Origin of the sequence: Streptomyces sp. cmx-4-9 (genome assembly GCF_046548835.1) — a bacterium.
Taxonomy (GTDB): Bacteria; Actinomycetota; Actinomycetes; order Streptomycetales; family Streptomycetaceae; genus Streptomyces.
On sequence record NZ_JAEBEE010000008.1, the window covers coordinates 393,445 to 408,783 of the forward strand.

A 15,339-nucleotide genomic window follows, 5' to 3' on the forward strand; every position below is an offset into this window, starting at 1 on the left:
GCGCACCCGCTCAGGCCCAGTCCCAGGTGATCCCGAGGAGCCCGCGCCGCACCTCCCGCTCGACCAGGTGCACCGCCCGGTGCCGGCCGCTGGGGGTCAGGTCCGCGAGGCCGGTGCGCGGAGCGCCCGGTCCGGTCCGGGCGAACCGCAGGCAGCGCACCGGCAGCGCCGCCTCGTCGAAGCGGACCTGGAGCATGTACTGGCCGCCGGCGTAGTTGAAGCCGCGCACGTACTCGGTGCTGCGCGCGCCCGTGCCGTCCTCGACGCCGTAGCCGAAGACGTACGTGTCCCCGCGGCGCAGCCGGGCGTCGAAGAGCAGCTCCGCGACCACCATCCCGGTCTCCCGGTGGCACCGCACCCGGCCGGTGCGGCAGTTCTCGTACGCCGTCACCTGCACGCGGGACGGGTCACAGCCCGGGTCGCCGTGGTGGACGGCGAGGTAGCGGTCGACGCCGTCGCGGTGGGCCCGCACGATCTGCTGCGAGTCGCGGCCGCGCAGTTCGCCGGCCGGGCCGATGCGGACCCGTTCGTGGTGGCCGACCGAGTGCAGGCCCCCGTCCGGCGGGAGGTCCATGGCCTCCAGCAGCCGCTCCACCACCCCGCCCGCGTGCACCAGCGTCCGGTAGCGGCGGGCCGCGGGCCGGGCCGGACCGGCGTCCGGCTCCGGGGCGGCCAGCAGGCGCAGCAGGGAGCCCTCCGGCAGGTCCAGGATCTGCTCCAGTGCGCGGACGGCCCGGAGGGATTCGGCGTGCCGGGGGCGGCGGGCCCCCTGCTGCCAGTAACTGAGGCTGGTGACGCCGACCTTGATGCCGCGGGCCGCGAGCCGGTGCTGCACGCGGTGCAGGGGCAGGCCGCGGGCCGCCAGGGCCGCGCGCAGGGCGAGGTGGAAGGGACCGCCGCTGAGCAGCCGGCCGAGCTCGGTCGGACCGCCCGCGCTTGCGCCGCCGCCGCCCGCCGCGCCGCCCGCGCCCGCGCCCGCCGCGCCGCCCGCGCCCGCCGCGCCGCCCGCGCCCGCCGCGCCGCCCGCGCCCGCCGCGCCGCGCGGGCCTGCCGTGTCCCCGGTCGGCGCCATGGCGACTCCTCTGTGAACGTTCACTCGCGGCGGAGCGGGGGGATCACGCCGGGGAGCGGGAGGACCAGATGGAACCGCAGCCACCGTTCACACCGCAGTCCCCACCGTTCACACTGCGGCGCCACCGCGTATTGAAGCGGGTTGACCTGATCGCGACAACACCCTGATGCTCCTGCACAGCGTCCGGACGCGCTCCTCCACCCCCACACTCCCCACCTCGGGAGGAACGCGATGCGCAACCGAAACCGGCGGCTTTCCCTGGCCGCCTTCCTCACGACCCTGCTCCTGGCCCTGTCCGGCGCCGGCCCCGCCACCGCCGCCGAGGCCGGCCCGGACACCGCCCGGGCGGCGCTCGCCGCCAAACGTCTCGACATCACCATGCAGGCGCAGGCGAAGACCAACTGGTGCTGGGCCGCGGGCGGCAACACCATCGCCACCTGGTTCGGCCGCACCTACAGCCAGAACCAGTTCTGCAATGCCGCCTTCAACCGCCAGCAGGGCTACGACTGCCCCAACAACCAGGCCACCCTCGGCAACGTCCAGACCGGCCTGCGCTGGGCCGGCATCAACTCCGGCTCCTACGTGAACGGCTGGCTCCAGTACTCCACCGTCCAGAGCGAGATCAACGCCGACCGCCCGGTCGAGACCCGCATCCAGTGGTCGAACGGCGGCGGCCACATGCACGTCCTCTACGGCTACGACACCGCCAACAGCTGGGTCTACTGGGGCGATCCCTGGCCCTCCAGCAGCCGCTACAACTGGGCCTCCCACGCCTGGTACGTCAACAACAGCACCTTCTCCTGGACCCACTCCCTCTACCGGATCGGGGCGTGAGCGCCATGGACCCGCGCGTCACCGCCACCGCGGCGCTCCTCGCCGCGACCGCCCTGCTCGGCCTCGCCCCGCAGGCGCAGGCCGCCCCGGCCGCACCCGTACCGCAGCCGCAGGCCGCCACCGCGGAGGTCCGGGCCGCCGCCTCGGAGGCCGCCGGGGCGCCCGCCGCCCTCGCCACGCTGTCCCGGTTCTTCGCCCGGGAGGGCAGGGTCTCCGCGGCCGCCGCACAACCCCGCATCGAGGGCGAAGCCGTCCCGGTCCACCACCTGTCCCCGGAGTTCGTCGCGGGGAAGGCCGGGGCGCCGGTGGCCCGCCTGGAGTTCCTCGCCAGCAAGGCGGTCTCCTCCGACGGGCAGCAGGCCGCGCTGTGGACCGCGCGCACCGAGGCCGGCTGGCAGGTGGTGAACATCGCGACCGGCGACGACGAGTTCCGCTATGCGCAGCTCGGCGCCGCCCGGCTGCCGGGCGGGACCGTCTTCCGGGAGCCCCAGATCGACGCCTGGTACGTGGCCGGGGGAGCGCAGGTGCTGCCGCTCGACGAGGACGCGGTACAGGCCGTGGGCGCCGGCGGCACCACCCTCGCCGCGTACCGGGCCCGGGTGGCCGCGGACTACGGGGACAAGCTGCCCGGCTCCGCGTACGACCGCCGCGGCACGGCCGGCGGCTTCGCGGAACCCGGCCCGCAGGACACCGGCCGGGACACCGGCCCGCCGGCGCCCCTGCTGGCCGGCGGAGCCGGGGCGCTCGCGCTCGGCGGGGCCGGACTGCTGGTCCTGCGCCGCCGCCGCGCCGCCGCCCCGGGGGGCCCGGCCTGACCGACCCGCACGCGCGGCCCGGCCCCCGGCGGGGACCGGGCCGCGCCGTGGGCGCCGGGGCCGCCGCCGGGGCGACGGGTACGGCGGGCTGTCGGTCCGCGCCAGTAGGGTGGACGGCATGGCCGACCCTTCCAGCTACCGCCCCAAGCCGGGTCAGATCCCCGACTCCCCGGGGGTCTACCGATTCCGCGACGAGCACCGCCGGGTGATCTACGTCGGGAAGGCCAAGAGCCTGCGTCAGCGCCTGGCCAGCTACTTCCAGGACGTCGCCGGACTGCACCCCCGTACCGCCACGATGGTGACCACGGCCGCCTCCGTCGAGTGGACCGTGGTCTCCACCGAGGTCGAGGCGCTCCAGCTGGAGTACTCCTGGATCAAGGAGTACGACCCCCGGTTCAACGTCAAGTACCGCGACGACAAGAGCTACCCCTCGCTCGCCGTCACCCTCAACGAGCAGTACCCGCGCGTCCAGGTCATGCGCGGCCCGAAGAAGAAGGGCGTGCGCTACTTCGGTCCGTACGGACACGCCTGGGCCATCCGCGAGACCGTGGACCTGATGCTCCGGGTCTTCCCGGTGCGGACCTGCTCCGCCGGCGTGTTCAAGCGCTCCGCGCAGATCGGCCGCCCGTGCCTGCTCGGCTACATCGGCAAGTGCTCCGCGCCGTGCGTGGGCCGCGTCACCCCCGAGGAGCACCGCGAACTCGCCGAGGACTTCTGCGACTTCATGGCCGGCCGCACCGGCACCTACCTCTCCCGGCTCGAACGCCGGATGCACGAGGCCGCCGAGGAGATGGAGTACGAGAAGGCCGCCCGGCTGCGCGACGACATGGGGGCCCTGCGCCGGGCCATGGAGAAGAACGCCGTCGTCCTCGCCGACGCCACCGACGCCGACCTGGTCGCGGTCGCCGAGGACGAGCTCGAAGCGGCCGTGCAGATCTTCCACGTCCGCGGCGGCCGGGTCCGCGGCCAGCGCGGCTGGGTCACCGACAAGGTCGAGGCCGTGGACACCGCCGGGCTCGTCGAGCACGCCCTCCAGCAGCTGTACGGGGAGGAGAAGGGCGAGGCCGTCCCCAAGGAGGTGCTGGTCCCGGCGCTCCCCGAGGACAGCCCGGCCCTCAGCCAGTGGCTCGCCGAACGGCGCGGCTCGCAGGTCAGCCTGCGCATCCCGCAGCGCGGCGACAAGAAGGCCCTGATGGAGACGGTCCACCGCAACGCGCAGCACTCCCTCGCCCTGCACAAGACCAAGCGCGCCAGCGACCTGACCACCCGCTCCCGGGCCCTGGAGGAGATCGCCGAGGCCCTGGAGCTGGACGGCGCCCCGCTGCGCATCGAGTGCTTCGACATCTCGCACCTGCAGGGCGAGGACGTGGTGGCCTCCATGGTCGTCTTCGAGGACGGTCTCGCCCGCAAGAGCGAGTACCGGCGCTTCCAGATCAAGGGCTTCGAGGGGCAGGACGACGTCCGGTCCATGCACGAGGTGGTCTCCCGGCGCTTCCGCCGCTACCTCCAGGAGAAGCTCAAGACGGGGGAGTGGGCGCCCGAGGACGGCGAGGAGCCGCTCGCGGAGGACGACGGGCGGCCGCGCCGCTTCGCGTACCCGCCGCAGCTCGTCGTGGTCGACGGCGGACAGCCGCAGGTCGCCGCCGCCCAGCGGGCCCTGGAGGAGCTGGGTGTCGACGACGTGGCCGTGTGCGGCCTCGCCAAGCGGCTGGAGGAGGTCTGGGTGCCCGGCGAGGACGATCCCGTCGTCCTGCCCCGCAGCAGCGAGGGCCTGTACCTGCTCCAGCGGGTCCGTGACGAAGCCCACCGGTTCGCCATCCAGTACCAGCGCAACAAGCGCGGCAAGCGCCTGCGGTCCGGCCCGCTGGACGAGGTGCCCGGCCTCGGGGAGAGCCGCAAGCAGGCCCTGGTGAAGCACTTCGGTTCGGTGAAGAAGCTGAGGCAGGCGACAATCGACCAGATCTGCGAGGTCCCCGGCATAGGGCGCAAGACGGCCGAGACCGTGGCCGCTGCCCTCGCCGGGGCGGTTCCCGCCGGCCCTGCCGTCAACACGGCCACGGGAGAGATCATTGAGGATGAGACCCCCGCGCCCGCGGGAGCATCGTCCGAACGGGGGACCGAGCAATGACCGAGCACGAGACCACGCACGACCGAGACGGAGCACAGGTGAGTACGGGCACGACAGTGGAGCCCGGTGAGACCGCCGAGGCGGCCATCCCCGAGCTGGTGATCATCTCCGGGATGTCCGGGGCCGGACGCAGTACCGCGGCCAAGTGTCTGGAGGACCTCGGCTGGTTCGTCGTCGACAACCTCCCGCCGGCGCTGATCCCCACCATGGTGGAGCTCGGCGCCCGCTCGCAGGGCAACGTGGCGCGGATCGCCGTGGTCGTCGACGTCCGCGGCCGGCAGTTCTTCGACGCCCTGCGCGAGTCCCTGGCGGACCTCGACAGCAAGGGCGTCACCCGGCGCATCGTCTTCCTGGAGTCCTCCGACGACGCCCTCGTACGCCGCTTCGAGTCGGTCCGCCGCCCGCACCCCCTCCAGGGCGACGGCCGGATCACCGACGGCATCGCCGCCGAGCGGGACCTGCTGCGCGAGCTGCGCGGCGACGCCGACCTGGTGATCGACACCTCCAGCCTGAACGTGCACGAGCTGCGCGCCAAGATGGACGCCCAGTTCGCCGGGGACGAGGAGCCCGAGCTGCGGGCGACCGTCATGTCCTTCGGCTACAAGTACGGCCTCCCGGTCGACGCGGACCTCGTCGTCGACTGCCGCTTCATCCCCAACCCGCACTGGGTGCCGGAGCTGCGCCCCTTCACCGGGCTCAACGAGGAGGTGTCGGGGTACGTCTTCAGCCAGCCCGGCGCCAAGGAGTTCCTCGACCGCTACACCGAGCTGCTCCAGCTCATCGCCACCGGCTACCGGCGCGAGGGCAAGCGGTACGTGACCATCGCGGTCGGCTGCACGGGCGGCAAGCACCGCAGTGTGGCCATGTCCGAGAAGCTCGCCGCCCGCCTCGCCTCCGAGGGAGTCGAGACCGTCGTCGTCCACCGGGACATGGGGCGCGAGTGACCGCACGGACCACCCGGCTGAGCCGCCTGCGCCGCCTCACCCCGGGACGGGGCGAGGACGGCGCGAGCCGTTCCGGCCGCCGGCGCGGCGCCGCGCCCAAGGTGGTCGCCCTCGGCGGCGGCCAGGGCCTGTCGGCCTCCCTCGCCGCGCTGCGCCGCATCACCGGTGACCTCACCGCCGTGGTCACCGTCGCCGACGACGGCGGCTCCAGCGGCCGGCTCCGGGAGGAGCTCGGCGTGCTGCCGCCCGGCGACCTGCGCAAGGCGCTGGCCGCACTGTGCGGGGACGACGACTGGGGCCAGACCTGGGCCCGGGTCATCCAGCACCGCTTCCAGTCCCAGGGCGACCTGCACGGGCACGCCGTCGGCAACCTGCTGATCGTCGCCCTGTGGGAGCAGCTCGGCGATCCCGTCCAGGCCCTGGACCTCGTCGGTCGGCTGCTCGGTGCGCAGGGCCGGGTGCTGCCGATGTCGGCGGTGCCCCTGGAGCTCCAGGCCCTGGTCAAGGGCCACGACCCGGACCGCCCGGAGGACGTGGACACCGTCCGGGGGCAGGCCACGGTGGCCCTGACGCCCGGCGAGGTGCTGTCCGTGCAGGTCGTGCCCAGCGACCCGCCGGCCGTGCCCGAGGCCGTCGCCGCCGTACTGGACGCCGACTGGGTGGTGCTCGGACCGGGGTCCTGGTTCTCCTCGGTCATCCCGCACCTGCTGGTGCCGGAACTGCTCGACGCGCTGGTGCAGACGAAGGCCCGGCGGGTCCTGTCGCTGAACCTCGCTCCGCAGCCGGGCGAAACAGAGGGGTTCTCTCCGCAGCGTCATTTGGAGGTTTTGGCCCGACACGCCCCTAAACTCGCCCTGGACGTGGTGTTGGCCGACGAGGCCGCCGTGCCCGACCGCGAATCCCTCGCCGATGCCGCCAAACGGTTCGGCGCCGCGATCGAGCTGGCGCCCGTGGCCAGGGAAGACGGCTCTCCGAAGCATGATCCGGAGCTGCTTGCCGCCGCGTACGACCGTATTTTTCGGATGCATGGAAGGATCGGCCCATGGCGATGACGCCCGCGGTGAAGGACGAGATCTCGCGCCTTCCCGTCACCCGGACCTGCTGCAGGAAGGCGGAGGTCTCGGCGATCCTTCGGTTCGCGGGCGGCCTCCACCTGGTGAGCGGCCGGATCGTCATCGAGGCGGAGCTGGACACCGGAATTGCCGCCCGGCGCCTGCGCAAGGACATCCTGGAGATCTTCGGGCACTCCTCCGACCTCGTGGTGATGGCCCCGGGCGGTCTGCGCCGCGGCAGCAGGTACGTGGTCCGGGTGGTGGCCGGCGGCGACCAGCTGGCCCGCCAGACCGGTCTCGTGGACGGCCGGGGCCGCCCCATCCGGGGCCTGCCCCCGCAGGTGGTCTCCGGTGCCACCTGCGATGCGGAGGCGGCCTGGCGCGGTGCCTTCCTGGCCCACGGCTCGCTCACCGAACCGGGCCGGTCCTCCTCCCTGGAGGTCACCTGCCCCGGACCGGAAGCCGCCCTGGCCTTGGTGGGCGCCGCCCGCAGGCTCTCCATCGCGGCCAAGGCGCGCGAGGTCCGCGGGGTGGACCGGGTGGTCGTCCGCGACGGTGACGCGATCGGCGCGCTGCTGACGCGCCTGGGCGCCCACGAGTCGGTGCTGGCCTGGGAGGAGCGGCGGATGCGGCGCGAGGTGCGCGCCACCGCCAACCGGCTCGCCAACTTCGACGACGCCAACCTGCGCCGCTCGGCGCGGGCGGCCGTGGCGGCCGGCGCCCGCGTGCAGCGCGCGCTGGAGATCCTCGGCGAGGAGGTCCCCGAGCACCTCGCCGCGGCCGGCCGGCTGCGCATGGAGCACAAGCAGGCCTCCCTGGAGGAGCTGGGCGCGCTCGCCGACCCGCCGCTGACCAAGGACGCGGTCGCCGGCCGGATCCGGCGCCTGCTGGCCATGGCCGACAAGCGGGCCCAGGACCTCGGCATCCCGGGCACGGAGTCGAACCTCGACCTCAGCGAGGAGATGGCCGACAACATGGCCGGATAGCCGCACCGCAGTGCCCGTACGCCGGTGAACCCGTACGCCGCAAGGGGTCCGCACGATCACTCGTGCGGACCCCTTGCGGCAGGCCCCATTGACATGGGCATGGGTGGTCGTGAGCCTGTCGTCCGAACGCTTTCGTGGCAGACGACGCCCAGGGGGGCACATGAGGCACCGCGCGAGATCGATCCTCGCCGCAAGCGCACTCGTCTTCGCAAGCACACTCGCCGCACTACCCGCCGCGGCCCAGGCACGGCCCGCCCCGAGCGCCCCGGGCGCCGACGAGGTGCGGGTCTACGAAGCCGACCTCACCAAGGAGCAGGTCCCGCTCGTCCTGGCACTCGGCCAGGACGCCCACGAACTCTCCGAGCGCGCCCCCGACACCGGGACGGCCGAGGTCGAGCTGTTCCTCACCGGCGACCAGGCGGCGAAGCTCGCGGCGCAGGGCGTCACGCTCGCCGAACGCACGGTGCCCGCCGGGGCCGCGGCCCGCTCCCGGGCCGCCGGCGACGGGGTCTTCCGCCCCTACAGCGGCAAGGGCGGCCTCCAGGAGGAGATCCTGCGGACCGCGCAGGAGCACCCCGCGCTCACCAAGGTCGTCTCCCTCGGCAAGACCGTGCAGGGCAAGGACATACTCGCCCTCAAGGTCAGCAAGGACGCCCGCAGGGCCAAGGACGGCGGCAAGCCGTCCGTGCTGTACATGTCCAACCAGCACGCCCGGGAGTGGATCACCCCCGAGATGACCCGGCGGCTGATGCACCACACGATCGACAACTACGGCAAGGACCCGCGGATCACCAGCCTGGTGGACTCCACCGAGCTGTGGTTCCTGCTCTCCGCCAACCCCGACGGGTACGACTACACGCACGCCCCCGACGGCCGGCGGCTGTGGCGCAAGAACCTGCGCGACAACGACGGCGACGGCGCGGTCACCACCGCGGACGGCGTCGACCTCAACCGGAACTTCGCCTACAAGTGGGGCTACGACAACGAGGGGTCCTCGCCCAACCCCTCCAGCGAGACCTACCGCGGTCCCGCCGCGCAGTCCGAACCGGAGACGGTCGCCCTGGACCGCTTCGAGAAGCGGATCGGCTTCGAGTACGCCGTCAACTACCACTCCGCCGCCGAGCTGCTGCTCTACGGAGTGGGCTGGCAGGTGGCCACCCCCACCCCTGACGACGTGGCCTACGAGGCGCTCGCCGGAACCCCGGAGAACCCGGCCGTCCCCGGTTACCACCCGCAGGTCTCCTCCGAGCTCTACACCACCAACGGCGAGGCCGACGGGCACGCCTCCAACACGCACGGCACCATGATGTTCACACCGGAGATGACCACCTGCCAGACGGCCTCGCAGAGCGACCCGGACGACCGGTGGAAGCCCGAGGACTGCGCCTCCGGCTTCAACTTCCCCGACGACGAGAAGCTCATCCAGGCGGAGTTCGCCAAGAACGTCGCCTTCGCCCTGTCCGTCGGCGAGAGCGCCGCGCGCCCCGACCGGCCGGCCTCCTCCGTGGGCCTGAGCGCCGTGGACTTCACCCTCGACCCCTTCACCACCTCCTATGCCGCCCGCGGTGAGGACCAGGAGGTCTCCGTCACGGCCCGCAAGGCGCTGCGCGACAAGGAGCTCAACTTCCGGATCAACGGCGGCCGTACGCACGACGAGGAGCTCAAGGCCTGGAAGGGCGGCGAGGTCTACGGCGGCGAGGACAACAACTGGTTCGACGAGTACCGCGCCGACATCGGCGGCGCCCGCCCCGGTGACCGGGTCGAGGTCTGGTTCACCGGCCGCGACCGCTCGGGCCGCCAGGTCTCCAGCGAGCACTTCACGTACACGGTGGCCGAGCGACCGCGCGCGGACGTGCTGGTGGTCGCGGAGGAGGGGGCACCGGCCCGGCACGCCGGGATGTACACCGACGCCCTGCGCGCCAACGGGAAGCCGGCGGCCGTCTGGGACGTCGCCGCGCAGGGGGCGCCGCACCCCCTCGGCGTGCTGTCCCACTTCCGTACGGCCGTGCACTACACGGGGGCCAAGACCCCCGGCGGCGACACCCAGCTGGCCCTGCGCGCCTTCCTCAACGAGGGCGGCAAGCTGATCGAGGCGGGAGAACTGGCCGGCGGCAACGCCCAGGTCGGCCCGGCCGTGACCAATGACTTCAGCCAGTACTGGCTCGGCGCCTACGGTCGAACGAGCGGCAGCGGAGCCACCGGTTTCACCGGCGCCGGAGCCCTGGCCGGAGCCCGGGGAGCCCTCGCGGGCGCCGCGGACAACCCGCTGAACGCCCCCGGGGCCTACACGGTGACCTCCGAGACCCTGGCCCCCGCGCAGTTCCCGCAGTTCACGAGTGCGCAGGCCGGCCAGTACACGGGGACCGTGAACCCGTACGCCCCCTACGCGGGCGCCGGAATGGCCGCGGCCCTGCACCAGGACGACGACTGGCAGCGGCTGACCCGCACCCTCGACCTCACCGGGGTCACGGCCGCCGACCGGCCGAAGCTGGAGGCAGCCCTGAACTGGAACACCGAGGAGGGCTACGACCACGCCGTCCTGGAGGCCCGTACGGCCGGCGGGGACGACTGGACCACGCTGCCGGAGGCCGGCGGGCTGACCAGCGCCGCCGTACCCGAGGAGTGCGCGGCCGGGTTCCTCCTGAACGACCACCCGTTCCTGGGCCGCTACCTGACGCTCGGCCCCGACGGCTGCACCCCGCAGGGCAGCAGCGGCGCCTGGAACAGCTTCACGGGCTCCTCCGGGGGCTGGAAGCAGGTCTCCTTCGACCTCAGCGCCTACGCGGGCCGCAGCGTGGAGGTCTCGTTGTCCTACGTCACCGACCCCGGCTCGGGCGGCCGGGGGGTCTTCGCGGACCAGGTCCGGCTGGACGTCGGCGGCGCCGACCGCGAGACGGAGGGCTTCGAGAGCGGGCTGGGCACCTGGGCCGCGCAGGGCGCGCCTGCCGGAAGTCCCGAAGTTCCGGGCGACTGGTCCCGCACCGGCGAACTGTTCAGGTCCTACGCCTCGGTCACTACGCGTGACACGGTGCTGCTGGGCTTCGGCCTGGAGCACCTGCCGGCCGCCGGAGACCGCGCCCTACTCGTCGGTAAGGCGCTGCGGACACTGAACCGCTGATCAGCGGCCCTCCCGTTACTCACCCTCAGTGACGGGGCACAAGGTCCCGCAGCCCCCTTGTCCGGGCGTCCCGCGCGGGCAAGGGGGCGTGTCAGGCCCCGGCCGATGTCACTCCCAAGCTCACGGAGAGGTAGGGTCGTAAGCGGTCGGGGACATCCCATACAGCTCGCCGGCGCACTGACCGGCGCACCAACGAGGAGATCGGTTCGTGACGATCCGCGTAGGCATCAACGGTTTTGGCCGCATTGGCCGCAACTACTTCCGGGCGCTCCTTGAGCAGGGAGCGGACATCGAGATCGTCGGTGTCAACGACCTGACTGACAACGCGACCCTGGTGCACCTGCTCAAGTACGACACCATCCTGGGCCGCCTCAAGGCCGAGGTCTCCCACACCGCAGACACCATCACGGTCGCCGGCAACACCTTCAAGACCTTCGCCGAGCGCGACCCCGCGAACCTCCCCTGGGGCGAGCTGGGCGCCGACATCGTCATCGAGTCGACCGGCATCTTCACCAAGAAGGCCGACGCCGCCAAGCACATCGCGGCCGGCGCGAAGAAGGTCCTCATCTCGGCTCCGGCCAAGGACGAGGACATCACGATCGTGATGGGCGTCAACCAGGACAAGTACGACGCGGCCCAGCACCACGTCATCTCCAACGCCTCCTGCACCACCAACTGCGTGGCGCCGATGGCCAAGGTCCTCCTGGAGAACTTCGGCATCGTCAAGGGCATGATGACGACGGTCCACGCCTACACGAACGACCAGCGCATCCTGGACTTCCCGCACTCGGACCTGCGCCGCGCCCGCGCCGCCGCCGAGAACATCATCCCGACCACCACCGGTGCCGCCAAGGCCACCGCGCTGGTGATCCCGGAGCTCGCGGGCAAGCTCGACGGCATCGCGATGCGCGTCCCGGTCCCGACCGGTTCCGTGACCGACCTCGTCATCGAGCTGGAGCGCGAAGTCACCCGCGACGAGGTCAACGCCGCCTTCCAGAAGGCCGCGGAGGGCCAGCTCAAGGGCATCCTCGACTACACCGAGGACGCGATCGTCTCCTCCGACATCGTCAACTGGCCCGCGTCCTGCACCTTCGACTCCTCCCTGACCATGGTCCAGGGCAAGAGCGTCAAGGTCATCGGCTGGTACGACAACGAGTGGGGCTACTCCAACCGCCTCGTGGACCTCACGGTCTTCGTCGGCGGCCGGCTCTGAGGTCGCGCGGCTTCTCGCAACACGAGGTCTAAGGCAAGGCACCACGATGTGAGCACAGGGTCCGGGCAGCGCGACGAAGCGCCGCACGGGCCCTGTTGCTTGTCTCGTTCTCCCTTCCTCGCCCAGGGTGAAGGGCTGACAAGGAGTAGGAACACATGAAGACGATCGACGAACTGCTCGCCGAGGGCGTCAAGGGCAAGCGGGTCTTCGTCCGCGCGGACCTCAACGTCCCGTTCGCCAAGGGCACGACCACCATCACCGACGACGGCCGCATCCGCGCCGTCCAGCCGACCGTCGCGAAGCTCGCCGAAGCCGGCGCCCGCGTGGTCGTCGCCTCGCACCTGGGCCGCCCCAAGGGCACCGGGGCCGAGCCGGAGTTCTCCCTCGCTCCGGCCGCCGCCCGCCTCGGCGAGCTGCTGGGCACCGACGTCGCCTTCGCCACCGACACCGTGGGCGCCTCCGCCAAGGAGACCGTCGCCGCCCTCGCCGACGGCCAGGTCGCCGTCATCGAGAACCTGCGCTTCAACGCGGGCGAGACCTCCAAGGACGACGCCGAGCGCGGCGCCTTCGCGGACCAGCTCGCCGAGCTGGCCGACGTCTACGTCGGCGACGGCTTCGGCGCGGTCCACCGCAAGCACGCCTCGGTCTTCGACCTCCCGGCGTGCCTCCCGCACGTGGCCGGCTACCTCATCGCCACCGAGGTCGGCGTGCTGAAGAAGCTGACCGACGAGGTCGAGCGGCCGTACGTGGTCGTCCTCGGCGGCGCCAAGGTCTCCGACAAGCTCGCCGTGATCGACGAGCTCCTCGGCAAGGCCGACCGCATCCTCATCGGCGGCGGCATGGCGTACACCTTCCTCCACGCCCAGGGCCACGAGGTCGGCATCTCCCTGCTCCAGAAGGACCAGGTGGACGTCGTCAAGGAGTACATGAAGCGCGCCGAGGAGACCGGCGTCGAGCTGGTCCTGCCGGTGGACGTCCTCGTCTCCGCCGAGTTCCCCGACCTCAAGACCAAGGCCCCGGCCGACTTCGAGACCGTCGCCGCCGACGCGATCCCGGAGACCAAGGAGGGCCTGGACATCGGCCCCGAGACGCGCAAGCTCTACGCGTCCAAGATCGCCGACGCCAAGACCGTCTTCTGGAACGGTCCGGTCGGCGTCTTCGAGCACCCCGACTACGCGGGCGGTACCTCCGCCATCGCGCAGGCCCTCGTCGACAGCAGCGCCTTCACCGTGGTCGGTGGCGGCGACAGCGCTGCCGCGGTCCGCATCCTGGGCTTCGACGAGAACGCTTTCGGACACATTTCCACCGGTGGCGGCGCCTCCCTCGAATACCTCGAGGGCAAGACGCTCCCCGGACTCGCCGCCCTGGAGGGCTGAACCCGCATGTCTGCTGCTGACACCCGCACCCCGCTCATGGCGGGCAACTGGAAGATGAACCTCAACCACCTGGAGGCCATCGCCCACGTCCAGAAGCTCGCCTTCGCGCTCACGGACAAGGACTACGACGCCGTCGAGGTCGCCGTCCTGCCGCCCTTCACCGACCTGCGTTCGGTGCAGACGCTGGTCGACGGCGACAAGCTGCAGGTCAAGTACGGCGCCCAGGACATCTCCGCGCAGGACTCCGGCGCCTACACCGGCGAGATCTCCGGCGCCATGCTGGCCAAGCTGAAGTGCACCTTCGTGGCCGTCGGGCACAGCGAGCGCCGCCAGTACCACGCCGAGACCGACGAGGTCTGCAACGCCAAGGTCAAGGCCGCCTACCGGCACGGGATCACCCCGATCCTCTGCGTCGGCGAGGGCCTGGAGGTCCGCAAGGCCGGCCGGCAGGTCGACCACACGCTCCAGCAGGTCGACGGCGGCCTCAAGGACGTCCCGGCCGAGCAGGTCGAGTCCATCGTGATCGCGTACGAACCCGTCTGGGCGATCGGCACCGGCGAGGTCGCCACCCCCGAGGACGCCCAGGAGGTCTGCGGGGCGATCCGCGGCCGCCTCGCGGAGCTGTACTCCCAGGAGCTGGCCGACAAGGTCCGCATCCAGTACGGCGGCTCGGTCAAGTCCGGCAACATCGCGGCGATCATGGCCCAGCCCGACGTCGACGGCGCGCTGATCGGCGGCGCGGCGCTGGACGCGGACGAGTTCGTCAAGATCGTCCGTTTCCGCGACCAGTAGGAGCGTTCCGCAGTCCTGCTACGACGGGCTGTGAGTATGCGGTAGGACGGATCCGTCGTACCCTTGCGGGGGCCAGAGGCTGAACCACCAGCCGCTGGCCCCCGCGCACATAGAGCGAAGCCGGAAAGCCAGAAAGCCAGAAAGTAGGAATCAGCCGTGATTATGGGGTTCTCGATCGCCCTGATCGTCTTCAGCGCCCTGCTGATGCTGCTCGTGCTGATGCACAAGGGCAAGGGCGGCGGCCTTTCCGACATGTTCGGCGGCGGCATGCAGTCCTCGGTCGGCGGCTCCTCCGTCGCCGAACGCAACCTGGACCGGATCACCGTCGTCGTCGGTCTGCTCTGGTTCGCCTGCATCGTGGCGCTCGGACTGCTGAACAAGTCCGCCGGCTGACCGTTCTGGCCATTCCGGCGGACTGGCCGGCTCCGCCCGGCCTATCATGAGGTTCGGCGCCCCGGTCGCGGAACGATGCACTCTGCTTCCCGTCACTGCGGGGCCGGTCCCTCCGTTCGCTGCAGGCGAGTTGGGCCGGACGTGGAGCCGGGCGCCCGCAGCGGACATTCCACGCACGCTTTGCGGCACCATCACGCAGGGAGTTACGACCGTGGCAAGTGGCAACGCGATCCGTGGTAGCCGGGTCGGAGCGGGGCCGATGGGCGAGGCCGAGCGCGGCGAGTCCGCGCCCCGCCTGCGCATCTCCTTCTGGTGCTCGAACGGGCACGAGACGCAGCCGAGCTTCGCCAGCGACGCGCAGGTGCCGGACAACTGGGACTGCCCGCGGTGCGGGTTCCCGGCCGGCCAGGACCGGGACAACCCGCCGGCGCCGCCCCGCACCGAGCCGTACAAGACCCACTTGGCGTACGTACGGGAGCGGCGAACGGACGCCGACGGCGAGGCGATCCTCGCCGAGGCCCTCGCCAAACTCCGCGGCGAGATCTGAACACTCCCGGCCAGCAGCCGACTTGGGGCCCGGTCCCGCAGGAATTCCCTTCCTGCGAGACCGGGCCCT

The 15,339-nt window shown here is 72.1% G+C and carries 13 protein-coding genes; 12 read left to right on the top strand and 1 reads right to left on the bottom strand.

The genetic code is table 11. From position 1 onward, the window contains the following. Nucleotides 1–10: 10 nt before the first annotated feature. Nucleotides 11–1,072, bottom strand: coding sequence for a hypothetical protein (locus ACLJTM_RS25965; protein ID WP_411106131.1), 1,062 nt, complete (start codon nucleotides 1,070–1,072; stop codon nucleotides 11–13). A 231-nt stretch (nucleotides 1,073–1,303) separates the two neighbouring features. Between ACLJTM_RS25965 and ACLJTM_RS25970 the strand changes: the two genes are divergently transcribed. The 12 genes from ACLJTM_RS25970 to ACLJTM_RS26025 all read left to right on the top strand — a co-directional run bounded on the left by ACLJTM_RS25970 (nucleotide 1,304) and on the right by ACLJTM_RS26025 (nucleotide 15,270). Continuing rightward, a complete protein-coding gene (locus tag ACLJTM_RS25970) occupies nucleotides 1,304–1,906 on the top strand; it encodes a papain-like cysteine protease family protein (protein ID WP_411106132.1) in 603 nt (200 codons plus the stop codon). A gap of 5 nt (nucleotides 1,907–1,911) precedes the next feature. Further along, nucleotides 1,912–2,721: an LPXTG cell wall anchor domain-containing protein gene (locus ACLJTM_RS25975; RefSeq protein ID WP_411106263.1), complete on the top strand. Its 810-nt coding sequence runs from the start codon at nucleotides 1,912–1,914 to the stop codon at nucleotides 2,719–2,721. 118 nt (nucleotides 2,722–2,839) lie between these two features. Continuing rightward, on the top strand, nucleotides 2,840–4,849 hold the full coding sequence (gene uvrC, locus ACLJTM_RS25980) for an excinuclease ABC subunit UvrC (protein WP_411106133.1): 2,010 nt from the start codon (nucleotides 2,840–2,842) through the stop codon (nucleotides 4,847–4,849). Continuing rightward, nucleotides 4,846–5,793 (top strand): RNase adapter RapZ, encoded by a 948-nt coding sequence (gene rapZ / locus ACLJTM_RS25985; protein ID WP_030720410.1) that lies wholly within the window; start codon nucleotides 4,846–4,848, stop codon nucleotides 5,791–5,793. Before uvrC ends, rapZ begins: the two co-directional genes overlap by 4 nt. After that, entirely contained in the window at nucleotides 5,790–6,845 is a 1,056-nt protein-coding gene (locus tag ACLJTM_RS25990) for a gluconeogenesis factor YvcK family protein (RefSeq protein WP_411106134.1), read from the top strand. The genes rapZ and ACLJTM_RS25990 overlap by 4 nt, the downstream gene beginning before the upstream one ends. After that, the gene (whiA, locus tag ACLJTM_RS25995) at nucleotides 6,836–7,831 is read left to right on the top strand and encodes a DNA-binding protein WhiA (RefSeq protein WP_030009075.1); all 996 of its coding nucleotides are present in this window, start codon (nucleotides 6,836–6,838) and stop codon (nucleotides 7,829–7,831) included. Before ACLJTM_RS25990 ends, whiA begins: the two co-directional genes overlap by 10 nt. Nucleotides 7,832–7,991: 160 nt before the next feature. After that, the gene (locus ACLJTM_RS26000; RefSeq protein ID WP_411106135.1) at nucleotides 7,992–10,949 is read left to right on the top strand and encodes a M14 family zinc carboxypeptidase; all 2,958 of its coding nucleotides are present in this window, start codon (nucleotides 7,992–7,994) and stop codon (nucleotides 10,947–10,949) included. 208 nt (nucleotides 10,950–11,157) lie between these two features. After that, nucleotides 11,158–12,162: a type I glyceraldehyde-3-phosphate dehydrogenase gene (gene gap, locus ACLJTM_RS26005; RefSeq protein WP_411106136.1), complete on the top strand. Its 1,005-nt coding sequence runs from the start codon at nucleotides 11,158–11,160 to the stop codon at nucleotides 12,160–12,162. A gap of 155 nt (nucleotides 12,163–12,317) precedes the next feature. Further along, a complete protein-coding gene (locus tag ACLJTM_RS26010) occupies nucleotides 12,318–13,538 on the top strand; it encodes a phosphoglycerate kinase (RefSeq protein ID WP_411106137.1) in 1,221 nt (406 codons plus the stop codon). Nucleotides 13,539–13,544: 6 nt separating this feature from the next. Next, entirely contained in the window at nucleotides 13,545–14,330 is a 786-nt protein-coding gene (gene tpiA, locus ACLJTM_RS26015; protein ID WP_411106138.1) for a triose-phosphate isomerase, read from the top strand. Between the two features lie 162 nt (nucleotides 14,331–14,492). After that, nucleotides 14,493–14,723, top strand: coding sequence for a preprotein translocase subunit SecG (gene secG, locus ACLJTM_RS26020; protein WP_411106264.1), 231 nt, complete (start codon nucleotides 14,493–14,495; stop codon nucleotides 14,721–14,723). A gap of 211 nt (nucleotides 14,724–14,934) precedes the next feature. Further along, nucleotides 14,935–15,270: an RNA polymerase-binding protein RbpA gene (locus tag ACLJTM_RS26025; RefSeq protein ID WP_078904317.1), complete on the top strand. Its 336-nt coding sequence runs from the start codon at nucleotides 14,935–14,937 to the stop codon at nucleotides 15,268–15,270. The last annotated feature ends 69 nt before the right edge of the window (nucleotides 15,271–15,339 follow it).